Here is a 22,253-nt window from a genome sequence, read left to right as displayed (position 1 = left end):
GCCACCCCGGTAACGCCACGCATCGTCACGTCACGCACACGAAGTCGCCCACCGGGCCTACGAGTGACCCAGGTCCTCCGACGCCGGGTCCGCGGCGTCCGGCACCGAGCCGCCCTCCGGGTCCGGCCGCAGCGGGAACGCGTCGACGGCCATCGAGTCGTGCACCGGGCCGACCGGCTTGGGCGTCTTGGGCATGACGGCGGCCTCCGAGTGGCCCCCGCAGCCGTACGACAGGGATACGACGTGACCGTCGGCCGGGCCGAACTCGTTGGCGCAGATGCCGAAGGCCTGGCCGAGCGAGCCGGAGACCGGGACGAGGAACGCACAGGACACGCAGGTGGCGGGGGCCGCCTGGGCCATCGGGGTGTTCGCGCCGTACTCCTCGTCCCAGCGGTCGGCCGCGAGGTGCAGGCCGTAACGGGACAGGACGCGGGCACGGCGCATGCCGAGCTCTTCGGCGACCGAGGCGATGGAGCCGCGCACGGGGGGCGTGGCGGCGATCGGAGCGGTGAGTTCCGCGTCCTCGGCCTCGGCGACGTCGGCGAGCGCCCGGGACTCCACGGCCTGGCTCCTGGCCGCCTGCCGCTCCATCTCCTCGGAGAGCAGGGAGTTCGGCGGCGGGGCGTCCTCGCCCGTCCAGCCGGGCTCCAGACGGAGGTCCTCCGCCTCGGTGGGCAGCAGGTCGCCGGGGCCCATGTCGCCGGGGCGCAGCCGCTCGCTCCACGGCACCCATTCGGGGGCCTGGAGGGAGTCGGGGCCGGGCAGCAGGCACACCTCGTCGAGGGTGACGACCTTCGCGCGGGAGGCACGGGCGACCGTCACCGCCCAGCGCCAGCCCCGGTAACCGGGCTCCTTCGCCTCGAAGAGGTGGGTGACCACCCGGTCGCCCTCGGCGAAAAGAGTGACGTGCTCACCGACCACTCCGGGGAACGCGGCCTCCTCGGCGGCCTCGCGCGCGAGGTCTACCGCCTCGGCGCACAGGCGGTCGGGCGTACGGCTTCTCGTCGTCGCAGCACTCACAGGTCTCGCTTCTCTCCTACGCCGTATCACGGGTGCGCCTGCCGAGGAGCGATGCAGGTGGATGTACGGGCTGCGGGCGGAGCGGACCGAAGGGCCGCGTCGACGTCCGCGCCCGATCTGCCTACGTGCCTCGGGCGCACCTTCCGCGATCCATTCTGCGGGATCGCCGAGCGGCGCGCGGCCGAGAACAACCGCCGGTGGCGCGCTACGCACGCTACCCCCTCCGCCGCCCCCATCCCACCTGCGCGTCCGAATCCCGGTTCGGGTCGGGTGGTACGTCCGCGGCATTGGGGCACTATTGCGGGGTGACCACCGCACGATCGTCGTCACGTTCGACCGCCCCAACTGGGCCGCTGCGCAAGGCGGGTCGGGCGGTCGGTCACGCCCTCCACCTGCCGTTCACCGGTACGGCGCGCGGTATCCGGCGGGCCACGCACGCCCACGGCGCGGGCGAGTCGGGCCTCGGAAAACTCATCGAACTGCATGCCGTCAACGGCGCGGGCGACGTATTGATCACAATCGCCCTCGCGTCGACGGTCTTCTTCTCCGTACCGACGGACGAGGCGCGCGGGCGGGTGGCGCTGTACCTGGCGATCACCATGGCCCCGTTCACCCTCCTCGCCCCCGTCATCGGCCCGCTCCTGGACCGGCTGCCGCACGGGCGGCGGGCCGCGATGGCCGGTGCGATGCTCGCGCGGGCGTTACTGGCGCTCGCCATGTCGGGGGCGGTGGCCACGGGCGGCATCGAGCTGTACCCGGCCGCTCTGGGCGTCCTCGTGGCGTCCAAGGCGTACGGGGTGGTCCGCAGCGCCGTCGTGCCGAGACTGCTGCCGTCTGGCTTCTCCCTGGTCAAGGCGAACTCCCGGGTCACCCTCGCCGGACTGCTCGCGACGGGGGCGGCTGCGCCGATCGGGGCGGGGCTGCAGCAGATCGGCCTGGCGTGGCCGCTGTACGGAGCCTTCCTCGTCTTCGTCGCGGGCACCTTTCTCGCGTTCTCGATGCCCGGAAAGGTCGACTCCGCCAAGGGGGAGCGGCGCGCGCATCTGGCCTCCGACCATCCGGGGGAGGAAGAGGCCCCCGAGCGGCCCGGACGCGGCCTGCGGGACGTGGGCCCCTCCGTCGTGCACGCCCTCCAGGCGAACGCGGCGCTGCGCGCCCTGTCCGGCTTCCTGATCTTCTTCCTGGCGTTCCTGCTGCGCCAGCACCCGCTGGACGGGCGGAGCGCCGCCGTCTCGCTCGGCATCGTGGGCGTCGCGGCGGGGCTCGGCAACGCGGTGGGGACAGCGGTCGGCGCGTGGCTGAAGTCGCGGGCCCCCGAACTGATCATCGCGACGGTGCTGGGGGTGGCCCTGGCGGTGTCGACCCTCACCGCCGCCTTCTTCAGCGGCTTCCTGGTGGCCGCACTGGGCGCCACGGCAGGACTCTGCCAGGCGCTGGGCAAGCTGTCGCTGGACGCGCTGATCCAGCGGGACGTGCCGGAAGCGGTCCGCAACTCGGCGTTCGCCCGCTCGGAGACCCTGCTCCAGGTGGCGTGGGTGGTGGGCGGCGCGATCGGCATCGCGCTGCCGCTGGTGGCGTGGCTGGGGATGAGCGTGGGGGCGGCGCTGGTGGCGGTCGGCCTGCTGATGGCCCTGCGCGGGCTGGTGGGCGCGGGACGGAAGACACCGGGGAAACGGGTGCGGTAGGCGGGGCGGGGTGTCACGGGCGCGGGGCGGGTGTCGCGGACGGGGGACGGAGCGTCGTGGAAGCCGGCCCGGCGTCGCAGAAGCGGGCCGGGCGTCACGGAAGCGGGACGGGTGTACGGAAGCGGACCGGCGTCACGGAAGCAACGCGGGCGTCGCAGAAGCGGTGCGGGCCCCTGGCCCACCCGTTCCCACAGGGCCGGACCGCCCTCCCACCCCTTCCCACAGGGCCGGACCGCTCTCCCCCGTTCCCACAGAGCCGATCCGCTCTCCCTCCGTTTCCGCGGGGCCGGGCCCCCTCCTCTCCGTTTCCGTTCTCCGTTCCCCCGGCGGAACGCCACGAACACCCCCGTAAACCCCCCGGCGCAGCCAACCCGCCTCTGGGCGATAGCCTTCGCGCATGACCGTTGCGCTGTTCTCGGGCAAGGCCCGCCGTACCACTGCCGCCCTGGGTGTCGCGTCCGCCGGGCTGCTCCTCCTCTCCGCCTGCGACAAGCCGACGCCGCGCGCGACCGTGACGGTCGGCACGGACTCGGTGAGCTCCGAGGCCGTCTGCTACGACGACGGCGCCAAGGGCATCGCCGAGAAGGCGATGTCGGACTGCCTCAACAAGAAGGCACCGGAGACCCTCAAGATCGCGGTGGACGACAAGGTCCGCTTCGGTGTCGACCCGGAGATCGCCGAGAACGGCTGGACCCTGTTCGTCAACGGCCGCCAGGGCGAGCCCGAGCCGTACAAGAAGACGTACCGCACGTTCCCCGGCAGCGCCTTCTTCGGTGCCACCCAGGACGGCCAGCCCTCCCCGAAGGAGCTGACGATCAGCATCGTGGAGACCGGCGGCAAGAAGCTCATCGGTGTGTGGAGCTTCAAGCTGGAGAAGGCCTCCTGACCCCCGTGTCCCCCGTGAACGTCCTCGTCGTGACCGCGGTCCCCGCTGAGCGGGACGCGGTCACGCGCGCGTTCGCGGGGGGTCGGGGACACGAGGTGCTCGCGGGCGGCGTGGGCCCCGCGGCTGCCGCCGCGTCCACCGCCCGTGCGCTGGCGACCGCCCGGTACGACCTGGTGGTCTCCGCCGGCATCGGCGGCGGCTTCGCGGATCTCGCGCCTCTCGGGTCGGTCGTCGTCGCGGACGCGATCGTGGCCGCCGATCTCGGCGCCGAGACCCCGGACGGGTACGTTCCGGTCACCGGCCTGGGCTTCGGCACCGTCGAGCACCTGCCGCCGGCCGCTCTCGTACGGCAGACCGCCGCCGCCACCGGGGCCGCCACCGGCACGGTCCTCACCGTCTCCACCGTCACCGGCACGGCCGCCCGCGCCGCCGAGCTGCGGACCCGCCACCCGCGGGCCGCCGTCGAGGCGATGGAGGGCTTCGGGGTGGCGGAGGCCGCCGCCCTGTTCGGCCTGCCGGTGCTCGAAATCCGTGCCGTCTCCAACGCCGTCGGGCCGCGCGACCGCGACGCCTGGCGGATCGGGGACGCACTGGCCGCACTGACCGACGCCTTCGGGAAGACGCGGCCCGTACTGGAGGGTTGGACCCCGTATGACCACCGCTGACGCCGTACGAATCGCCTACTCCCCCTGCCCCAACGACACCTTCGTGTTCGACGCGTGGGCGCACGGCCGCGTCCCCGGGGCGCCCGCCCTGGACGTCACCTTCGCCGACATCGACGTCACCAACGGCATGGCCGAGCGCGGCGAGTTCGACGTACTGAAGGTGTCGTACGCCGTGCTGCCGTGGGTCCTGCACGACTACGCGCTGCTGCCGTGCGGCGGGGCGCTGGGCCGGGGCTGCGGGCCGCTCGTGCTGACCCGCGAGCCGGGCGCCGACCTCACCGGGAAGACCGTCGCGGTGCCGAGCGAACGCTCGACGGCGTACCTGCTGTTCCGGCTGTGGGCTGCCGACGTCGTGCCCGGCGGGGTCGGCGAGGTCGTGGTCATGCCATTCGACCGGATCATGCCGGCGGTACGGGACGGCGAGGTGGACGCCGGGCTGGTCATCCACGAGGCCCGTTTCACGTACCGGAACTACGGGCTGCACAAGCTCGCCGACATGGGCGAGCACTGGGAGACCGCCACCGGGCTGCCCATCCCGCTGGGTGCGATCATCGCGAAGCGGTCGCTGGGCGAGGCACGGCTGCGGGAACTGGCGGCGGCTGCGCGGACTTCCGTACGCATGGCGTGGGACGAGCCCGAGGCGTCACGGCCGTACGTGCGGGAGCACGCGCAGGAGATGGACCCGGCCGTCGCCGACCAGCACATCGGGCTGTACGTCAACGAGTTCACGGCGGACCTCGGCGAGGACGGGTACACGGCCGTGCGCGGGCTGCTGGAACGGGCGGCGGCCGAGGGGCTCGTTCCGCCCCTCGGCCGCGACGCGCTGGCCTTCCCGTAGACCGGGCGGCTACACGTCCAACTGGTCGGCCACCGCACGCAGCAGGCCCGCGATCTTCGCGCCCGCCGCCTTGTCGGGGTAGCGGCCGCGCTCAAGCTGCGGGGTGATGTTCTCCAGGAGCGTCGTCAGGTCCTGGACGATGGAGGCGAGCTCGTCGGGCTTGCGGCGCTGGGCGGCGGCGACCGACGGGGCCGGGTCCAGGACCGTGACCGACAGCGCCTGGTCACCGCGCTGACCGGCGACGACGCCGAACTCCACACGCTGGCCAGGCTTCAGGCTCTCGACACCGGCCGGGAGCACCGAGGAGTGCACGAAGACGTCGCCGCCGTCGTCGCGCGAGAGGAAACCGAAGCCCTTTTCGCCGTTGAACCACTTGACCTTGCCGGTAGGCACCGTCTGTCCTCGTCCTCGTACTCGTCGGGTCCGGAAAGCCGCGAAAACGGCTCCGGATAGCACTCAAGCGGGTCGTCAGTGACCCGCCACTCCCCAGGCTAATGCTCTGGGACGTACTGACAAGAGCCGCCGGATGCTTCCTCATCAGGGCAGGGAACTACCCTTGCCGGGTGAGCTACGAAACCAAGACGGACGAGACCGTGACCGACGGCGCGCAGGACGGCCCCGGTGACCGCCTGGTGCGCATCGGCGGCATCGTCTTCCTCGTCGGCGCCCTCGCCACGCTCGTGACGGTCGCCCCGCTGTTCCTGAAGACGGATCCGTTCCCGCCGGTGGCGTACGCGGTGTGCATGCTGATGGGCGTCGGGTTCGCGATCGCGGCGGCGGGCGTCCTCCAGTCCATCGCCGCCCAACGCCGCGCGGCCCGGGGCGCCTGACCTGACACCGCGCCGGGAGATCGTTTGCACCTTTGCCGACGACGACGCGCTCCCTGGGCGGCTCGTTCGACCGCACACGACTGCGGTGTGTGACGCGCTAAGCACCTCCTGTCGTCCGCGAACCGCGAATTACATAATGTGCAACCCTAAATTTGTTTCTCCCACGAGTTACTCAGGGTTCGCCCTGGATTCTCCTCCTACTTTCCATGGAGTCCTGCTAAGGTCACTCGAAAGTGTGAAGCTGGGACCCCGGGGGGAGCGAACAGTGAGTGGTTTTCTTAACTTATTGACATCAGCGCGGGAGGTGTTCCTCCTGGAGCTGGTCTCAGTCTCACTGGCCCTCGGTTCATTGCTTTACGGAACATCCAGACGCCGTACCCTGGAAAAAGCGGTGGCTCAGGAGCGGTTGCGCGAACGGCGCAGGATAGCCCGGGAAATCCATGACGGCGCAGGCCACCACATGCTGGCCATCGTCCTGCACGCACGGCATCTGGCCGCTCAGACACCGATGTCGGCAACCGCCGTACGAGCCATCGAGGAACTCGCCGTGGAGGCCCAGCGCGACGTCCGGAAGGCCCTGGGCTGTCTACCGCGCACCGAGGGCCGGGCCGCGCCCGCCCCGCTGCTGTCCGTCCAGGCCCTGGACCTGGCCGCCGACCTCCCCGGCATCGACCTCACGATGAACCTGGACCACATGGAAGCGGAGGCGGAGCTTCCGCCCTCCACCCGGCACGCGGCGCTCAGAATCGTCCAGGAAAGCGTCGGCAATGCCGTCAAGCACGGCGGGGGGCCGATCGACGTCCGGGTCCGTTTCGGCGAGCTGCTCGAAGTGAGCATCACCGACCGCGGCCGCCCATCGCTGCCCGGCAGCGTCGTTCCCGATCACGGAACCCCGTTCGGCTCCCCCGTCGTCCTACCCAGCAGCGGTCTGGGGCTGCCCGGCATGCGTCGGCGGGCGGCAGAGCTGGGCGGCACCCTCGACTACCGGGAACTGCCCGGGGGCGGCGGGGTGCGTGTCACCGCCATCCTGCCCGGCAGGCCGGGAGCGCGGGTCCGCACCGAGCCGGCGCTCAGCCACTAGAACGCTGAGCCACCAGAACGCTCGGCCACCGGAACGCTGGAGCGCGGGAGTGCAGATGAGACCGATCCGGGTACTGATCGTCGACGACCAGCCGCTGGTCCGCCAGGGACTGCACGCAGTGTTCGCCCCGCTCGACGACATCGCCGTCGTTGGCGAGGCGTCGCATGGTGCCGAGGCGCTGGAACGGCTGCGCCGGACGGCCGCGGACGTCGTCCTGATGGATGTGAACATGCCTCGAATGGGAGGCCTGGAGGCGACCCAGCGCATCTGCTCCGGCACCCGCGCCGACGGCGCCCCCAAGGTCGTCATCCTTACCATGTACGACCAGGACGAGAACGTCTTCGACGCACTCAGGGCGGGCGCCAGCGGATTCCTGACCAAGGACGTGGCGCCCCGGCAGCTCGCCGACGCGGTGCGTGAGGTCGCCGACGGCGGGGCGCTGCTCTCCTCGTCGGCCACCCGGCAGCTGATCCGCGAGTTCGTCCGGCGACCCGCCCTGCCCTCCGGGGACACCAAGGAACTGCGCACGCTCACCGGACGCGAGCTGGACGTGTTCCGGTTGCTGGTCCAGGGCTACGGAAACGCCGAGATAGCGGAAAAACTCACCCTCGGCGAAAGCACCATAAAATCGCATGTGCAGCACCTCTACCGGAAACTGAACGTACGGGACCGAGTACAGCTGGTCATTTACGCATACGAGAACGGACTGCTTTAACGGAATCCCAGGCTCCTCCCCCGCGCGGGGGAGAGGCAGTTCCTATTTCGGGGGGAAGACAGAGTTCCGTTCCTTTTCTATTCTGACTCCGCGCCCAATTCGTCGGCGCCGAGAACACAGGAGAAGAGAATGAACGAGCGGATCCTGATAGTGGCGCGCATGTCGCCGGACGCGGCCGAGAAGGTCGCCGCCCTCTTCGCGGCGTCGGATGCCGGAGAGCTGCCTGCCGCTCTCGGGGTGGCGCACCGGGAGCTGTTCCACTACCGGGACGACCTGTACTTCCACCTCGTGGAGTTCGAAGGGCCTGCGGACCGGGCGATGGCGGAGGCCCGGGCGCGAAAGGACTTCCGGGCGCTGTGCGCCGACCTCGAACCGTTCGTCGCACCGTACGACCCGGCGACCTGGCGGAGCCCGGCGGACGCCACCGCGGCATCCTTCTACCGGTGGTCCCGGCCCGCCGGGAGCTGACCGAAACGCCGTCCGTCTCCCGCCGCTCCGGGACCCCGGACCTCACAGACGTTCCCCGAGGGGCACGGCGGCCGGTCCCTGCGGGGAACCGGTACGCGGCCCGTCCGGGTGCGCTTCGCGGTCCGTGTCCTCGTCGTCCTCGTCCCAGTCCGACTCCTCCCGCAACGGTGACGGCGCCACCCGCAGCAACCGGGCGGCCGGGGCCGGGAGCCACCAGTTCCACTTGCCCATCATCGCGACCGCCGCCGGCACCAGCAGTCCTCGCACCAGGGTGGCGTCCAGCAGGATGCCCAGCGCGATGCCCGACGCGAAGATGGAGACGTCGAGTTCGCCGCCGGAGGCCATCGAGGCGAAGGAGCAGAAAAGGATCAGGGCGGCGCAGGTCACGAGCCGTCCGGTGCGGCCGACGCCGTTGATCACCGCGGCCCGGGTGGACCCGGTACGGTCGTACTCCTCGCGCATCCGGGCCAGAATGAACACCTCGTAGTCCATGGACAGCCCGTACAGGAACGCGAAGATCGTCACCGGTACGAACGTGCCGATGGAGCCGTCCGGCCGGATGCCGAGCAGGGCCTCGGTACCCCAGCCCCACTGCCACAGCACGACCATCGCTCCGAGCACCGCGCCCAGGGACAGCAGGTTGAGCAGGATCGCCTTGAGCGGCAGCAGCAGCGAGCGGAAGGCGCGCGCCAGCATCACGTACGTGACCAGGGACAGCGCGGCCAACATCCACGGGAACGCGCTGTAGGTGACGTCGACGTAGTCGATCTGCTGGGTGACGTTCCCGCCGACCAGCACCCCGTCGGGCACCCGCTCGACGACCCGGGTGACGGTGTCCTCGCCCGCCGGTGCGCCGCCTTCGTCGCGCGGCAGCACGGTGAGCAGGGTCGAGCCGTCCTTGTGCCACTCCGCGCTCCCGGGTGCGGCGACCGCGTACACCCCCTCGGTGCCGCGGAGGGTGTCGGCGACCCGTGCCGGGTCGGCGCCGGCGGGCACGAACACGTCGAACGACGTGAGGACACCCGACGGGATCCCGCCGTCGGTGAGCGCGGTCAGCCCGCCCCTGCCGGGTCCCGCCTCGGCAAGCCGGTCGGTGGTCGGCACGGACAGGTTCAGTCCCGTCGCGGCGAATGACAGAGCCAGCAGCGCCGCCCCGCTCAGCGCCGCCGTCAGCCACCGGAAGCGCACCACCCTGCGGGCCACCCCGGTCCAGAACCGTCCCGCCGATGCCTCCCTGGCGAGCCCGGCGCGCACCGGCCGCCCGGCCTCCTTGCGGCGCGCCAGTCGGCGTCCGGCCGAGGAGAGCAGGAGCGGCAGCAGGGTCAGCGAGACCAGGGCGCTCGCGGCGGTGACCATCATCCCGCCGATGCCCAGGCTGCGGAGCAGCGGAATCGGCAGCAGCACCATGGTGACGAGTCCGATCGCCACCGCGCCCGCCGAGAACACGATCGCGTGCCCGGAGGTCGCCATGGCGCGGCGCACCGCGTCGTCGCCGTGATGCCCCTTGGCCTCCTCCTCCCGCCAGCGGGTCACCAGGATCAGCGCGTAGTCGATCGCGATGCCCACCCCGAACAGCGGCAGCATGATCACGGTCGTCTCGTGCACCGCGATGAACGGGCTCACCGCGAGCAGCCCCAAAAACGACACCGGTACCGCGACCAGCGCCGTCAGCAGCGGTACGAAGGCGAGCGCGGAGCGGAACACGTACAGCAGCACCACGATCGCCGCCCCGATCGTGACGACCAGCTTCACCGGCACGTTCAGGCCGCCCGCGTCCTCGCCAGTGGCCAGCGCGTCGAGCCCGGTGACCTGGATGTCGGAGCCCGGCGGCAGTTCCGGGCGCATGGCGTCGGCAATCACCGGGCCGAGCACGGGGGCTTCACCGAGCGCGCTGCCCGGCAGGCCGCCCTGCTCGACGGGGCCGCCGTAGACCAGACCGAAGGTGATGCGGCCGTCCTTGCCGACGAACGCGGGATCCTTGGTGTGGGCGTACGAGGCGACTCGCGCGCCGACCTCCGCCGCGGCGGCGTCGAAGGCCCGGCCGAGGGCTGCTGTCGTATCGGCGGCGTCGGCGCGCTGCCCCTCGGGGAGGGTGACGACGGGCACGAACGGGCGCTCGTAGCCGCCGTTCCCGTAGGTCTGGGCGATCTTCTGGTTGGCCTCGTACCCCGGCAGTCCGGGGTAGGCGTTGCGCTCGTCCATGTTCGGGATCAGCAGGGCGACCGCGCCGCCGCCGGCCAGCAGCAGCACGGCGACGAGCAGCCGTACGAGTCGTTTCCGTCCGAGGACGAAGTCGCAGAGTGTGTCCATGCACTCAGATCAGCAGAGAGTTCTTCGGTGCCTCGGGGAGCGCTCTGAGAGATCTCTGTGAATGCCGGGACACCCCTCCGAACTCGGCGTTCCCGGGCAACACTTGGTGCGTGAACCCAACGAAGCTGCGTGTCCTGGTCGTCGACGACGAGAGTTACCTGGCCGACCTCGTCGCCACCGCTCTGCGCTACGAGGGCTTCGAGGCGGCCACGGCGGGCACCGGCGGGGAGGCCGCCCGCCAGGTGGAAGCCTTCCGTCCGGACCTCATCGTGATGGACGTGATGCTCCCCGACGGCTCGGGCATCGACGCCACCCGCCGGCTGCGGCACTCGGGATACGGGGCGCCGGTGGTCTTCCTGACGGCCCGCGACGCCACCGAGGACAAGATCGCCGGGCTGACCGTCGGCGGCGACGACTACGTGACGAAGCCCTTCAGCCTGGAGGAACTGATCGCCAGGATCCGCGCGGTACTGCGGCGCACCGCGCAGCCGCAGGAGCGCGGCAGGCTGACCTTCGCCGACCTGGAGATCGACGACGAGGCCCACCAGGTGCGCAGGCACGGAGTGCCGGTGGACCTCACACCCACCGAGTTCAAGCTGCTGCGCTATCTGGTGGCGCACGCCGGCCGGGTGCTGTCGAAGCGTCAGATCCTGGACCACGTCTGGGAGTACGACTTCGGGGGAAGCGATGCGGTGGTCCAGACGTACATCTCCTACCTGCGCCGGAAGATCGACGCCTACGAGCCGGCGCTGATCCAGACGGTGCCCAGGATCGGGTACGTGCTGCGGGTCCAGGGCGTGGGGGAGCAGCCATGACCCTGCGTGCCCGACTGGTGCTGGTGTTGGTGGGACTGCTCGCCCTCGGGATGCTGATGTCCGTCGGGGCGACCTTCGGCGCGCTCCAGGACTGGCGGCAGGACCAGAGCGACGAGGTGCTGGCCGCGGCGTCCCAGCGGCTGCGGGACGACCTGGCGGTGAGCGGGGACGCGAAGAGGGCCGGGGACGGCCCGGCTGCCCAACTGACGATCGGCCGGGGCGGCGCGGGCCAGCTGGCCGCCGTCTGGGACGCCGTCGCCGAGCAGGGCGACCTCCCCTCGTTCTTCCAGATCCGGACCGAGGACGGGCGGGTGGAGCAGACTTCGGCCGCCGACACCCACCCCGAGCTGCCGGCCACCCTGCCCGCCGCGCTCCGGCCCCGGGAGCCCACCGCCGGTGATCGCGACGGGGGCTCTCCGGCAGGGGGCGTCTTCGACCGGGTGCCGGACAGCGCCGACGACGACGTCGACTGGCTGCTGCACGCCTCCCGGCTGCCGGACGGCATCCTGCTGGTCGGCATGCGCACCGACGGCGCGGACGAACTCGTCCGGCGGACCGCCGTCGTCGCGGGCACCTCGGCGGTGTTGGCACTGCTGGCCGTGGCCCTGCTGTCGTGGCGTGCGGTACGGCGCGGGCTGCGGCCCCTGGAGTCGATCGCCGACACCGCGGCGGCCATCGGTGAGGGCGACCTGGCCCGCCGGATCCCGGCCGCCGGGCCGCGCACCGAGGTCGGCAGGCTGGGCGCGGCGCTGAACGCGATGCTCGGCCGGATCGAGTCGGCGTCCCTGGAACGGCAGCGCTCCGAGGACCGGCTGCGCCGCTTCGTCGCCGACGCCTCGCACGAGCTGCGCACCCCGGTGGCCACCGTGCGCGGCTACGCGGAACTGTTCCGGCGGGGCGCCGCCGAGCGCCCGGAGGACCTGGCCAACGCGATGTCCCGGATCGAGTCGGAGGCCCGGCGGATGGGCTCACTGGTGGAGGAACTGCTCGTCCTGGCCAAGCTCGACCGGGGAACGCCGCTGTCCCGGGACCCGGTCGACCTGACGGCGCTGGCCGCCGAGGCCGTCGACGACGCCCGGGTGCGCGCCCCGGGTCACCCCCTGCTGCTGGAGACGGCGGACGGTGCCGTGGTCGTCCTGGGCGACGCCGACCGGCTGCGGCAGGTTCTGGCCAACCTGCTGTCCAACGTCCGCCACCACACGCCGACGGGCACCGACGCGTGGGTACGGGTACGGCAGGACGGCGACCGGGCGGTGGTCGAGGTCGCCGACCGGGGCCCGGGACTGACCGCGCAGGAGGCGACGCGGGTTTTCGAGCGCTTCTTCCGCGCCGATCCCTCGCGCACCAGGGCCGGACGCCCCGAGGGCGCGCGCGAGGAGGGCTCGGGCCTCGGGCTCGCCATCGTCGCGGCGGTCGTCGAAGCGCACGGCGGGACGGTGGAGGTCGATGCGGCACCGGGTGAGGGGGCGACGTTCCGGGTGCGGCTGCCGGTGGCCCACTGACTCTGCTCCCGTTCCGCGGCTCTCCCATGGTCCGCTGGTCCTGAATCCCCCTGAACGCCCCTGCGCCGGGCGCCCCTGACCTCCCTCAGACGAAAGGTGGTTGATCAGTCATGCCCTTTTCGACATCCGCACTTCCTGACAAGTGGCGCATGTCACGGACCCGTTGGGTTCTCGTGTTCGCTGTCCTGCTCTGCGCGGCCTCCGCCACGACCTGGACTCTCGTCGCCGATGAGGGACCGGTCCCGGTACAGCGGCAGGACCACGTGCTGACCGGTGCGGGCGGAGTCCGACTGGACTCCTCGTACTACCGGACCGACGGCGGCGGCAAGCGACCGGCCGTCGTCCTCGCGCACGGTTTCGGCGGTACGAAAGACAGCGAGCGGGACCGCGCCGAGCGGCTCGCGCGAGCCGGATACGCCGTACTCACCTACTCGGCGCGGGGGTTCGGCGCTTCCGGCGGCCGGATCGGGCTGAACGCGCCGGACGGCGAGGTGGCCGACACCGGCCATTTGCTGGACTGGCTGGCGGCCCGGCCCGAAGTGCTGCTCCAGGGCACGCGCGACCCGGTCGTCGGCATGGCGGGCGGTTCGTACGGCGGCGCGGTGTCGCTGCTGGCGGCTGCGGCGGACCGGCGGATCGATGCGCTGGTCCCCTCGCTCACGTACTGGGACCTGGAGCAGTCTCTGTTCCCGCGAGGAGTATTCAAGAAGATGTGGGCCGGGGTCTTCTTCGGTCAGGGGCTGACCGACCCTCACAACCCACTGTGCGGGCGTTTCACCGCCGAGGTGTGCGAGGCGTTCCGGCGCTCAGCGGTGACCGGCCGGGCGGACGACGGCACCCGCGAGCTGCTGCGGAAGGTCAGCCCAGCGGCCTACGGGGAGCACATCTCCGTACCGACGCTCCTGGTGCAGGGGCAGGGGGATTCACTGTTCCCGCTCGCCCAGGCGGACGCCGCCGCCTCGGCGGTCGCGAAGAACGGCGCTTCGGTCGCGGTCGACTGGATCGCGGGCGGTCACGACGGTGGCGACACCGAGGACGCGCGGATCGCGGACCGTACGGCGGCGTGGTTCGACGCACACCTCAGGGGCGGCGCGGACGGGGCTTCCGGCAAGGGTGCGAGCGCACACACGGATGCGGGTTCCGGGGGGCCCGGCTTCCGGGTGAGCCGCAGTGCCACCGCGGCGGGCCCCGGCGCCGACCGTGAACTGCACGGAGCGAGCACCGCCCGCTACCCCGGGCTGGAGGGTACTGAGCGGGTGAGCATGACCTTCGTGAACGAGGAACGGCAGGGGCGGCCGGGTACGCCCAGCCCGGGTTCCGGGGCGCGGAACGCCCCGGGCCACGTCCCTGGGTTCGGCACCGGGACCACGCTCGGTGATGGCTCCGAGCGCGTCCTGATCAACCCCGCGGGAGGCAGCCCGCCCACCGTCACCGGGCTGCCGGGACTCGGCGCGCTGGCCCAACTGGCCTCCGGCCAGAGCGGACCTGCGGGAACCGGCGGCCCGGGCGGCCCGCGGGGTGCCGGCGGCCACGGTCACGTGGGGCAGGACATCGCCTTCACAGGGACGCCGCTGAAGTCCCCGCTGCACGTCACCGGTGCGCCCTCGGTGGACCTGACCGTGCGCACGGACGGCCGCGCGCCCGCCCCCGCCGTCCTGTTCGTCAAGCTCTACGACGTCGCCCCCGACGGCCGGCAGACTCTGCCCGGTCAACTCGTCGCTCCCGTGCGGGTGCCGAGCGGCAGCACCGTACGCCTGGCGCTGCCCGCCGTCGACCACCTCTTCGCGGCCGGGCACCGGATGCGGGTCGTGGTGTCGAGCACCGACCTCCAGTACGCCTCCCCCGCCGCACCCGCCGTGCACCGGGTACGGGCAGCAGCCCTGACCGTCCCCACGGTCGCCGCGCTGACCCCCGGCACAACCGGCACGGTGCCCGCCTGGACCTGGATGCTGCCGCTCGTGGCGCTCGGTGCGGCCGTAGTGCTGCTGGTGACCGGACGGCGGCGCTTCGGGACCACGCCCGCACCCGACCCGGCGCTCGCCGACGTACCGCTGCGGATCGAGGGCCTGGGCAAGGCATATCCGGGCGGCGGCGGCCGGCCGGCCGTGCGGGGCCTGTCGTTCACCGTGGAGCGCGGCCAGGTGCTGGGGCTGCTCGGCCCGAACGGGGCGGGCAAGACCACCACCCTGCGCATGCTGATGGGGCTGGTGCGGCCCGACTCCGGCGAGTTGCGGATCTTCGGGCATCCGGTGCGACCGGGCGCTCCGGTGCTGTCCCGGCTCGGCTCGTTCGTCGAGGGGCCCGGCTTCCTGCCGCACCTCACCGGGCGGCAGAACCTTGACCTGTACTGGCGGGCCACGGGCCGCCCCGCCGCCGACGCGCACACCGACCGGGCGCTCGACGTCGCCGCGCTCGGTGAGGCGCTCGACCGGCGGTTGCGCACCTACTCGCAGGGCATGCGGCAACGGCTCGCACTCGCCCAGGCCATGCTCGGCCTGCCCGACCTGCTGGTGCTGGACGAGCCGACCAACGGTCTCGACCCGGGTCAGATCCGCGAGATGCGCGATGTGCTCATCCGGTACGCCGCCACCGGCCGCACCGTCGTCGTCTCCAGCCACCTGCTCGCCGAGGTCGAACAGTGTTGCACGCACCTGGTGGTGATGGACCGTGGCGAATTGGTCGTCGCGGGCCCGGTCGGCGAGATCGCCGGCGACGGCGGCCATCTGGAGGACGCGTTCCTGACCCTGACCGGAGGAGAGAACCGATGACATCGACGACACCTTCCGCGCCGAAAGCCACCGGCCTTCCGGAGACCGCGCCCGCTCCCGGCTTCCGGCCTCGCGCCACCCTCCCCCTGCGGGTCGAGGCGCTGCGTCAATTCCGCCGTCGGCGCACCCTGGTGACGCTCGCCCTGGTGGCCGCGCTGCCGCTGCTCCTGCTGCTCGCGTTCGCGATCGGCGGCTCGCCGAGCGATCCGGACGGCGGCAGTCCGGCCCTGGTGAGCGTGGCGACGGAGTCCGGGGCGAACTTCGCGGCATTCGTGCTCTTCGTCTCCGTCAGCTTCCTGCTGCCCGTGGTGATCGCCCTGTACTGCGGCGACACCGTGGCCTCGGAGGCGGGCTGGTCCTCGCTGCGCTATCTGCTGGCCTCGCCCGTGCCGCGCACCCGGCTGCTGTTCAGCAAGCTCGTGGTGGCGCTCGTCTACGGTGTGGCGACCGTGCTGCTGCTGGCCGCCGTCGCCCTGGCCGTCGGCGCCGCCGCCTACGGCTGGAGCGGCGTACGGCTGCCGGGCGGCGGCACCATGCCGGACTCCGAGGTGCTGTGGCGGATGGCCCTGGTCACCGGCTACGTGTACGGCAGCCTGCTGTCGGTCGGCACACTCGGGTTCTGGCTTTCCACGGTGACGGACGCACCGCTCGGGGCGGTCGGTGGCGCGGTCGGGCTGACCGTCGTCTCCTCGATCCTGGACGCGGTGACCGCGCTCGGCGGCGTGCGGGACTTCCTGCCGACGCACTGGCAGTACGCGTGGCTGGACGCGCTGCGCCCGGAAGTCGAATGGTCGGCGATGGTCCAGGGACTGGCGCTGTCCGGGACGTACACGGTGGTGTTCCTGGCGCTGGCCTTCCGGGGGTTCGCCCGCAAGGACGTGGTGTCCTGACCCTCACGGCCTGAGAACTCCCGCAAGGGCAAAGGCCCGCGGGCGAGACCCCGGTACGGGTACAGGCCCGTGGGCCGCACGACAGTCTCTCGCCGTACGCCCCACGGGCCCTCCCGCACTGCTCGCACCGCTCAGACCGTGCGCCGTCCCTCCGCCGGAAGCCCGAGGACGGCGGCCGAGTTGAAGCCGCCCGCTCCCCTGGCCACCACCAGCACGGCGCGCAGCCCGGCCCGCTCCCGGGTCTCTGTCACCACGTCGAGTTCGTCGTCGGCGCGTGCCGTCAAATTGACCGAGGGCGGCAGCGTGTCGTGCGCCAGCGCCAGTGCCGCCCAGGACAGGTCGAGGGCGGCGCCGCCCGAATTGAGCCTGCCGGTGGCCGTCTTGGGGACCGCGACCGGCACGCCGCGCCGGCCGAAGACCTCGACCAGTGCCGCACACTCGTGCCGGTCGGCGGCCTGGTCGCCCGCCGCGTCCGCGAAGACCGCATCGATGTCGTCCGGCGTCAGTCCGGCGCGCCGGACCGCCTCGCGGACCGCGCGGGCCAGCTGCCGGTGGTCGGCGGCCAGGCGGGTCGGGTGGTGTGCGTCGTGGGTGGCGGCAGTGCCGAGCACGTCGGCGTACGGGGCGGGCGCTCCCCGGCGGGCCGCCCACTCGGCGTCCTCCAGCACCACGAGCGCCCCGCCCTCGCCCAGCACGTGCCCAGGTGCGTCCGCCGCGAACGGACGGTAGGCGGTCGCCGGGTCCTTGTCGCCGCTGAGCGTGTCACGTCCTGCCTGGCAGGCCATCGCGTACGGGGACAGCGGGGCCTCCGTACCGCCGACGAGCACCGCCTTGGTGCCGCGGCCGATGAGTCGGCGGGCCTGGGCGAGCGCGTCGAGAGAGCCCGCGCCGTCCGCGACGAGCACCCCGCAGGCACCCTTGAGCTGGTCACGGATGGAGAGTTGCCCGCTGCTGGCCGCGTAGAACCAGCCGATCGACTGGTAGGCGGTGACCGCCTGCGGACCTTCCTTCCACAAGTTGTGGATCTCCCGCTGGCCGAAGACGTTGCCGCCGGAGGAGCTCGCGGTCACCACCGACAGGTCGAACGGGTCGTACCGGGCCGGGTCCAGCTCCGCGTCGTCCAGGGCAAGCCGGCCGGCCGCGAGCGCCAGCCATGTCCACCGGTCGGTCTGCACCCTCAGTTTGCTGTCGACGTGCGCGCTCTCGTCGAACCCTGTGACCTGACCCGCCAGCGACGAGGGCAGGCCCGTGGTGTCGAAGGATTCGATCGGGACGATCCGGCCGATCCGTTGCAGGGTGCTCTCCCAGTGCGTGCGCACCCCCGTACCGGTGGGCGCGACGACGCCGATCCCGGTGATCACACCGCGCCGTGCGCTCATGCCGCCCGGCCTCCGTCCGAGTGCGTGGAGCCCGGCAGCGCCGAGAACACCATCGCCGACTGGAAGCCGCCGAAGCCACTGCCCACCGACAGCGCGTGCCGCACGGTCGTCTCCCTGGCCGTCACCGGCGTGTAGTCGAGATCGCACTCGGGGTCCGGGATGTGCAGGTTCGCGGTCGGCGGCACCACGCCCCGGTCGATGGCCAGCGCGCAGGCGGCCATCTCGATCGAGCCGATCGCCCCGAGCGAGTGGCCGATGACCGACTTGATGGAGCTGATCGGCACCTGCCGCACCTCCTCGCCAAGTGCCCTCTTGTACGCGGCGGTCTCGTGCCGGTCGTTCTGCCGGGTACCGGAGCCGTGCGCGCTGATGTACCCGAGGTCCTCGGTGTTCAGCCCGGCCTGGTTCATCACGTCCTTGATCGCTTCGCCGAGTTCGAGCCCGTCGGGGCGCAGCCCGGTCATGTGGAAGCCGTTGGCGCGGGCCGCGTATCCGGTGGCCTCGCAGTAGATCCGGGCTCCCCTGGCCCGCGCGTGCTCCAGTTCCTCCAGGATCAGCACCGCGCATCCCTCGCCCAGCACGAAGCCCTTGCGGTCGGCGTCGAAGGGGCGGGAGGCCAATTCGGGGGCGTCGTTGAGTGGACTGGTGGCCCGGATGGCGTCGAAGCAGGCCACGGTGATCGGCGTGATGGGGGCGTCGGACGCCCCTGCGATCATCATGTCGGCCTCGTCGTCCTCGATCAGCCGCAGCGCGTGCCCGATGGCGTCGATGCCCGAGGTGCAACCGGTGGAGATCACCGCTGCCGGGCCCTGCGCACCGAACCGTACGGCCAGTTCGGCGGCGGCGCTGGAGGGGACGAGCGCCTGGTACTGGAAGGGCATCAGGTGCCCGGCGTCCACCTCCCACTCGCGACCGTGGTCGCTGGCGACGACGTACTCCTCCTCCAGCGTGATGGAGGCGCCGACCGCCGAGCCGAGGCTGACGCCGATCCGCTCGGTGTCCGTGTCGGCGGCGGACAGGTCGAGGCCGGAGTCCTCGACGGCCTCTGCCGCCGAGGCCAGCGCGAACTGGGCGAACCTGTCCGTACGCCGGATCTCCCGGGGGGTGAGCCCGTGCCGTACGGGATCGAAGTCGGCCTCGGCAGCAATCCGCGAGCGGAACGGCTCCGGGTCGAAGCAGCTGATCGTCCGGATCGCGGGCTTGCCGCCGGTGATGCGCTGCCAGAACTCCTCGCGGCCCGAGCCGCCGGGGGCGATCACCCCGATGCCGGTGACGACGGCGCGGCGGGGCCGGATGCGCGGCGCAGTCATCGGGCAGCCACCGGCTCGGATCCGGCACCCGTGGTCACGGCGGCGGACGCGGGATCGGCGGCACCCTCGGCAGCCGGCTCCGGGTAGGGCTCGGTGTCCACGTGACCCAGGTGCGGTTCCGGGGCGAGCGGCCCGATCTGGAAGACGACCAGTGCCTTCTCGTCCCCGGTGCAGGTCAGCCGGTGGCGGACGTTGCGCGGGATGTGCAGCGCCTCCTCGGCGCACACGGTGACCGGCACGCCGTCCAGGTCGACCCGCAACTCACCGGCCGCGACGAACAGGTACTCCTCGGAGTACGGGTGGTAGTGCTCGGAGACCCTCTCGCCGGGAGCCAGCCGGACCGCGCCGCAAAACCCGGCGGAGGTGCCCGCGTTCGACGGCGCGAGCAAGGTGCGCAAGTCGCCGCCGCGCTTGGTGTTCGAGGGCACATCGGCCATCCTCACCACGTTCTGCCGGGCCCGCTCGACCCTCTCCTTGATGCGCCGCATCTGCACGGCGCTGTTGGAGTTGATACGGTCCGTCATCCTCGCCGTGTCCACCGGGGCGTCCGGCTTCATCCGGAAGTCCTGCACCCAGCGCATCCGGGTGTGGTCGGCGGCCAGTGCCTCGTATGTCCACGTGATGTTCATGAACTCGAACGGCCCGGTCTCCACCCTGCGGGCCTTCACCACCAGGGCGGCCTTGTCCCAGTGCCGTTCGGAGACCCAGGACCACACCCGGCCCTGCTCGTCGGGGTGCATGGTCAGCCGGAAAGTGGAGGACGAGGAGGTCTCGTCGAGGATGTCGATGCTCGCGTACTCGGAGAACAGCTCCGGCCAGCTGCCCAGGTCGTTCGTCCGGTCCCAGACGAATCCGACGGGCGCTTGTATGTCGATGGAGTTGTCGGTGTGACCGATCATGACGTAGCCCTTGTCTCGGTGGTCTTGTACGAGGTGCGGCGGTGCGAAGCGCGCTGCGCGGGGCGTTGTTGCGCGCGGTGCTGCGGGGTCTGCGGGATGGCGTCGCGCTGCGGGCCCGCGGGACGAACCGCGGACGGGGCCTGCGGGGCACCGCGGGCGCGATGCAGGGCGGTACTCAGACCGTCGCGGCCAGGCGGCCCCCGACGAGGCGCTCGACGTCGGCGGGGGTGCTCTCCGGCGTGATCTCGTCCTCGATATCGATTCCGTAGTGGGACTTGATGCGGCTGGCAAGCTCGACGCGGGCCAGCGAGTCCAGGCCGAGGGCCTCGAAGGTTGTGCCGTACGCGCTCTCGCCGAGGGCGGCGTCGAGGCCCACGCCAGTGAGCATGACGGTGAGTTCGATGCGGATGTCGGTGGGCACGGTCATGACGTCGCCTCCTGGGTACGGGCCGTGGCCCGGGTCGAATGACGAATGACGAAGCGCAGCGAACGCGCCTCGGTGAAGCAGTCCCGCATGGGTTTCACCAGGTTCCGGTGGTCCTGAGTGGCTTCCCACGCCTCGAAGTCGGCGAGTGTCTGCCACTCGCTGGTGATCAGCCACTGCTCGGGATCGGTGGCCGACTGGCAGACCTGGTCCTGTACGTGGCCGGGCACACCTCCGGCGACCAGGAAGCGGATCCGTTCGTACGCGTCGAGGAAGTCCCGCCGCCGGGCCTCGGGCACCCGGATCAGGAAGACCACGCGCGCCTCCGGCGCGCTCACCGGCCGGGCCTTTCGGCTCCCGGGCCGCCCGCTCCGGGTCCTCCGGGGCCGCCGACGTCCGGCGGCGGGCCTCCGGTCAGTGCGGACGTGAAGCCGAACTTCCCGACCACAGGCACCACGCTGCCGTACATCCCCTCCGAGTCGTCCCCGGTGAGGAAGCGCACTGCGCGGCCCACGAGATCGGCTTCGACAGTGAGGGAGGGGTCGACGTGCGGCATCTCCTTGCGCAGTTGCGGAGTCTCCACGAGGGTCAGCGAGATCGCATTGGCGTGGATGCCGCGCTTCTTCACCTCGTGCCCCATGGACCTCATCCATGCCACCAGGGCCGCCTTGCTCGCCGCGTACGCCGACATCGCGGCCAGCGGTTCGTCGGCCAGCGGGGTGCCGAAATAGACGAGCCGACCGCCCTCGCCGAGGTGCGGCAGGACCGCCTGGGTGGCGACCACCGCGGACAGGAAGTTGGCCCGGAGCAGGTCCTCGTACGCGGTGACGTCGGTGAGCATCACCGGTCCGACGCCGAAGCTGCCGACCAGATGCACCAGCCCGTCCAGTCGGCCGAACCGCCGTACCGCCTCGGCGGCAGCGTGCTGGGCCCCGTCCGGACGGGTCGCGTCCAGTGCCAGAACGGCGAGCCGGCCCTCGCCCGGCGTCACGCGGGCCGCCAACTCGTCGAGCCTGCCGCCGTCGCGTCCGGTGAGCATCAGCCGGTCGCCGCGCTCGGCGAGCGCCCGAACGGTGGCCTCGCCCAGCCGACCGGTGGCGCCGGTGACCAGAAGGGTGCGCGGGGAGCTCACGCGGTCCGCTCCTGTGCGGCCGCGCCATCGGGGTGCACGTCGCCGGAACGTACGTCGTCGAAGTGCGCGACGCGGGTGGTGACGTGTTCCATCATCGCCTTCTGGAAGAAGGCACGTGCGCCTGCCGGGGTGGACAGGTCACGCGGCTCGACCAGGAACTCGTCGAGCTTGCGCTCCAGTTCCTGGATGGCGGGCTGCCGGGCCAGGTGCGCCATTACCCGGGGCAGGTTGCCGTCTATCTCCATCATGCGAACGACCAGGCCGTCCTTCATGAAGATCGAGGTGCCCAGCAGACGGGCCCCGTCGGGGGTGGTCCATTCCGGCGGCGAGTAGTCAGTGAGCAGGTCCTTGACCACCTGCTCGGTGCCCGGCTTCACCTGGAAACTGATCGCGAATCGCTGCATGGCGGAACCTCTCGTCGAGGGGTGTCGAGGAGTACGGCCGGCGACGGGCCGGCTGCCGCCAATGTGCCGGGCCACCGCCGCGCGGGTCTTCCAGCCACCGGGCGAGATCCGTTCTCCTCACCGGGGAGGAGTTCTCCCCCGGAGGCGACACCTCCTCCCCCGGCCGGACCGGTCTCTCCTCCGTGCGGGTGGCGACGGGTTCGTCCTCGCGCGGGAAGACCGCGACCGGGCC

22 protein-coding genes are annotated in these 22,253 nt (G+C 72.0%); 12 read left to right on the top strand and 10 right to left on the bottom strand.

The genetic code is table 11. From position 1 onward, the window contains the following. Positions 1-57 precede the first annotated feature (57 nt). Positions 58-1,020: a DUF3027 domain-containing protein gene (locus tag ACQPZG_RS19440; protein WP_433547001.1), complete on the bottom strand. Its 963-nt coding sequence runs from the start codon at positions 1,018-1,020 to the stop codon at positions 58-60. Between the two features lie 287 nt (positions 1,021-1,307). On the opposite strand from ACQPZG_RS19440, the gene ACQPZG_RS19435 reads away from it, so the two are divergent. The 4 genes from ACQPZG_RS19435 (at position 1,308) to ACQPZG_RS19420 (ending at position 5,094) form a co-directional block, all read left to right on the top strand. Further along, entirely contained in the window at positions 1,308-2,705 is a 1,398-nt protein-coding gene (locus ACQPZG_RS19435) for an MFS transporter (protein WP_433547000.1), read from the top strand. Between the two features lie 397 nt (positions 2,706-3,102). After that, complete coding sequence (locus ACQPZG_RS19430; RefSeq protein ID WP_433546999.1) at positions 3,103-3,591, top strand: DUF2771 domain-containing protein; 489 nt, start codon at positions 3,103-3,105, stop codon at positions 3,589-3,591. Positions 3,592-3,605: 14 nt separating this feature from the next. Further along, positions 3,606-4,256 (top strand): futalosine hydrolase, encoded by a 651-nt coding sequence (locus tag ACQPZG_RS19425; RefSeq protein ID WP_433549468.1) that lies wholly within the window; start codon positions 3,606-3,608, stop codon positions 4,254-4,256. Beyond that, a complete protein-coding gene (locus tag ACQPZG_RS19420) occupies positions 4,243-5,094 on the top strand; it encodes a 1,4-dihydroxy-6-naphthoate synthase (protein ID WP_433546998.1) in 852 nt (283 codons plus the stop codon). Before ACQPZG_RS19425 ends, ACQPZG_RS19420 begins: the two co-directional genes overlap by 14 nt. Before the next feature lie 9 nt (positions 5,095-5,103). On the opposite strand, the gene ACQPZG_RS19415 is transcribed toward ACQPZG_RS19420, so the two are convergent. After that, a complete protein-coding gene (locus ACQPZG_RS19415) occupies positions 5,104-5,487 on the bottom strand; it encodes a cold-shock protein (RefSeq protein WP_185029282.1) in 384 nt (127 codons plus the stop codon). A 170-nt stretch (positions 5,488-5,657) separates the two neighbouring features. Here ACQPZG_RS19415 and ACQPZG_RS19410 point away from each other — a divergent pair, with 170 nt between their 5' ends. From ACQPZG_RS19410 to ACQPZG_RS19395, 4 genes are all read left to right on the top strand, one after another. Beyond that, the gene (locus tag ACQPZG_RS19410; protein ID WP_433546997.1) at positions 5,658-5,924 is read left to right on the top strand and encodes a hypothetical protein; all 267 of its coding nucleotides are present in this window, start codon (positions 5,658-5,660) and stop codon (positions 5,922-5,924) included. A gap of 391 nt (positions 5,925-6,315) precedes the next feature. Beyond that, complete coding sequence (locus ACQPZG_RS19405; RefSeq protein ID WP_433546996.1) at positions 6,316-7,005, top strand: sensor histidine kinase; 690 nt, start codon at positions 6,316-6,318, stop codon at positions 7,003-7,005. Between the two features lie 55 nt (positions 7,006-7,060). Continuing rightward, positions 7,061-7,720, top strand: a complete 660-nt coding sequence (locus tag ACQPZG_RS19400) for a response regulator (protein WP_433546995.1) — start codon at positions 7,061-7,063, stop codon at positions 7,718-7,720. A gap of 129 nt (positions 7,721-7,849) precedes the next feature. After that, positions 7,850-8,188: a TcmI family type II polyketide cyclase gene (locus tag ACQPZG_RS19395; RefSeq protein ID WP_433546994.1), complete on the top strand. Its 339-nt coding sequence runs from the start codon at positions 7,850-7,852 to the stop codon at positions 8,186-8,188. Positions 8,189-8,230: 42 nt separating this feature from the next. Here the strand turns inward: ACQPZG_RS19395 and ACQPZG_RS19390 are convergent, their stop codons facing one another. Further along, positions 8,231-10,498, bottom strand: coding sequence for an MMPL family transporter (locus ACQPZG_RS19390; protein ID WP_433546993.1), 2,268 nt, complete (start codon positions 10,496-10,498; stop codon positions 8,231-8,233). 110 nt (positions 10,499-10,608) lie between these two features. Between ACQPZG_RS19390 and ACQPZG_RS19385 the strand changes: the two genes are divergently transcribed. From ACQPZG_RS19385 to ACQPZG_RS19370, 4 genes are all read left to right on the top strand, one after another. After that, the gene (locus ACQPZG_RS19385; RefSeq protein ID WP_433546992.1) at positions 10,609-11,313 is read left to right on the top strand and encodes a response regulator transcription factor; all 705 of its coding nucleotides are present in this window, start codon (positions 10,609-10,611) and stop codon (positions 11,311-11,313) included. Next, a complete protein-coding gene (locus tag ACQPZG_RS19380; protein ID WP_433546991.1) occupies positions 11,310-12,815 on the top strand; it encodes a sensor histidine kinase in 1,506 nt (501 codons plus the stop codon). Before ACQPZG_RS19385 ends, ACQPZG_RS19380 begins: the two co-directional genes overlap by 4 nt. Before the next feature lie 149 nt (positions 12,816-12,964). After that, positions 12,965-15,583, top strand: coding sequence for an alpha/beta fold hydrolase (locus ACQPZG_RS19375; protein WP_433546990.1), 2,619 nt, complete (start codon positions 12,965-12,967; stop codon positions 15,581-15,583). After that, positions 15,580-16,473 carry an ABC transporter permease gene (locus ACQPZG_RS19370; RefSeq protein WP_433546989.1) on the top strand — a complete coding sequence of 298 codons (894 nt, stop codon included), beginning with the start codon at positions 15,580-15,582 and terminating at the stop codon, positions 16,471-16,473. Before ACQPZG_RS19375 ends, ACQPZG_RS19370 begins: the two co-directional genes overlap by 4 nt. 131 nt (positions 16,474-16,604) lie before the next feature. On the opposite strand, the gene ACQPZG_RS19365 is transcribed toward ACQPZG_RS19370, so the two are convergent. The 7 genes from ACQPZG_RS19365 to ACQPZG_RS19335 form a co-directional block, all read right to left on the bottom strand. Next, on the bottom strand, positions 16,605-17,852 hold the full coding sequence (locus ACQPZG_RS19365) for a beta-ketoacyl synthase N-terminal-like domain-containing protein (RefSeq protein ID WP_433546988.1): 1,248 nt from the start codon (positions 17,850-17,852) through the stop codon (positions 16,605-16,607). After that, positions 17,849-19,162: a beta-ketoacyl-[acyl-carrier-protein] synthase family protein gene (locus tag ACQPZG_RS19360; RefSeq protein WP_433546987.1), complete on the bottom strand. Its 1,314-nt coding sequence runs from the start codon at positions 19,160-19,162 to the stop codon at positions 17,849-17,851. The genes ACQPZG_RS19365 and ACQPZG_RS19360 overlap by 4 nt, the downstream gene beginning before the upstream one ends. After that, positions 19,159-20,061, bottom strand: a complete 903-nt coding sequence (locus tag ACQPZG_RS19355; protein WP_433546986.1) for a cupin domain-containing protein — start codon at positions 20,059-20,061, stop codon at positions 19,159-19,161. The genes ACQPZG_RS19360 and ACQPZG_RS19355 overlap by 4 nt, the downstream gene beginning before the upstream one ends. A gap of 175 nt (positions 20,062-20,236) precedes the next feature. Then, a complete protein-coding gene (locus tag ACQPZG_RS19350; protein WP_433546985.1) occupies positions 20,237-20,488 on the bottom strand; it encodes an acyl carrier protein in 252 nt (83 codons plus the stop codon). Beyond that, the gene (locus tag ACQPZG_RS19345) at positions 20,485-20,823 is read right to left on the bottom strand and encodes an antibiotic biosynthesis monooxygenase family protein (RefSeq protein WP_433546984.1); all 339 of its coding nucleotides are present in this window, start codon (positions 20,821-20,823) and stop codon (positions 20,485-20,487) included. The genes ACQPZG_RS19350 and ACQPZG_RS19345 overlap by 4 nt, the downstream gene beginning before the upstream one ends. After that, a complete protein-coding gene (locus tag ACQPZG_RS19340; RefSeq protein ID WP_433546983.1) occupies positions 20,820-21,617 on the bottom strand; it encodes an SDR family NAD(P)-dependent oxidoreductase in 798 nt (265 codons plus the stop codon). Before ACQPZG_RS19340 ends, ACQPZG_RS19345 begins: the two co-directional genes overlap by 4 nt. After that, the gene (locus tag ACQPZG_RS19335; RefSeq protein ID WP_433546982.1) at positions 21,614-22,021 is read right to left on the bottom strand and encodes a SchA/CurD-like domain-containing protein; all 408 of its coding nucleotides are present in this window, start codon (positions 22,019-22,021) and stop codon (positions 21,614-21,616) included. Before ACQPZG_RS19335 ends, ACQPZG_RS19340 begins: the two co-directional genes overlap by 4 nt. Between the last annotated feature and the right edge of the window lie 232 nt (positions 22,022-22,253).

This window comes from Streptomyces sp. CA-294286 (genome assembly GCF_050947155.1).
GTDB lineage: Bacteria > Actinomycetota > Actinomycetes > Streptomycetales > Streptomycetaceae > Streptomyces.
This window is presented reverse-complemented; position numbering and strand designations above follow the sequence as displayed.

Excerpts from the sequence above, each read along its gene's own strand:
- ACQPZG_RS19335 (WP_433546982.1), bottom strand. The coding sequence starts at position 22,021 with ATGCAGCGATTCGCGATCAGTTTCCAGGTGAAGCCGGGCACCGAGCAG.
- ACQPZG_RS19355 (WP_433546986.1), bottom strand. The coding sequence starts at position 20,061 with ATGATCGGTCACACCGACAACTCCATCGACATACAAGCGCCCGTCGGA.
- ACQPZG_RS19420 (WP_433546998.1), top strand. The coding sequence starts at position 4,243 with ATGACCACCGCTGACGCCGTACGAATCGCCTACTCCCCCTGCCCCAAC.
- ACQPZG_RS19350 (WP_433546985.1), bottom strand. The coding sequence starts at position 20,488 with ATGACCGTGCCCACCGACATCCGCATCGAACTCACCGTCATGCTCACT.
- ACQPZG_RS19375 (WP_433546990.1), top strand. The coding sequence starts at position 12,965 with ATGTCACGGACCCGTTGGGTTCTCGTGTTCGCTGTCCTGCTCTGCGCG.
- ACQPZG_RS19365 (WP_433546988.1), bottom strand. The coding sequence starts at position 17,852 with ATGAGCGCACGGCGCGGTGTGATCACCGGGATCGGCGTCGTCGCGCCC.
- ACQPZG_RS19370 (WP_433546989.1), top strand. The coding sequence starts at position 15,580 with ATGACATCGACGACACCTTCCGCGCCGAAAGCCACCGGCCTTCCGGAG.
- ACQPZG_RS19380 (WP_433546991.1), top strand. The coding sequence starts at position 11,310 with ATGACCCTGCGTGCCCGACTGGTGCTGGTGTTGGTGGGACTGCTCGCC.
- ACQPZG_RS19390 (WP_433546993.1), bottom strand. The coding sequence starts at position 10,498 with ATGGACACACTCTGCGACTTCGTCCTCGGACGGAAACGACTCGTACGG.
- ACQPZG_RS19395 (WP_433546994.1), top strand. The coding sequence starts at position 7,850 with ATGAACGAGCGGATCCTGATAGTGGCGCGCATGTCGCCGGACGCGGCC.
- ACQPZG_RS19430 (WP_433546999.1), top strand. The coding sequence starts at position 3,103 with ATGACCGTTGCGCTGTTCTCGGGCAAGGCCCGCCGTACCACTGCCGCC.
- ACQPZG_RS19360 (WP_433546987.1), bottom strand. The coding sequence starts at position 19,162 with ATGACTGCGCCGCGCATCCGGCCCCGCCGCGCCGTCGTCACCGGCATC.
- ACQPZG_RS19400 (WP_433546995.1), top strand. The coding sequence starts at position 7,061 with ATGAGACCGATCCGGGTACTGATCGTCGACGACCAGCCGCTGGTCCGC.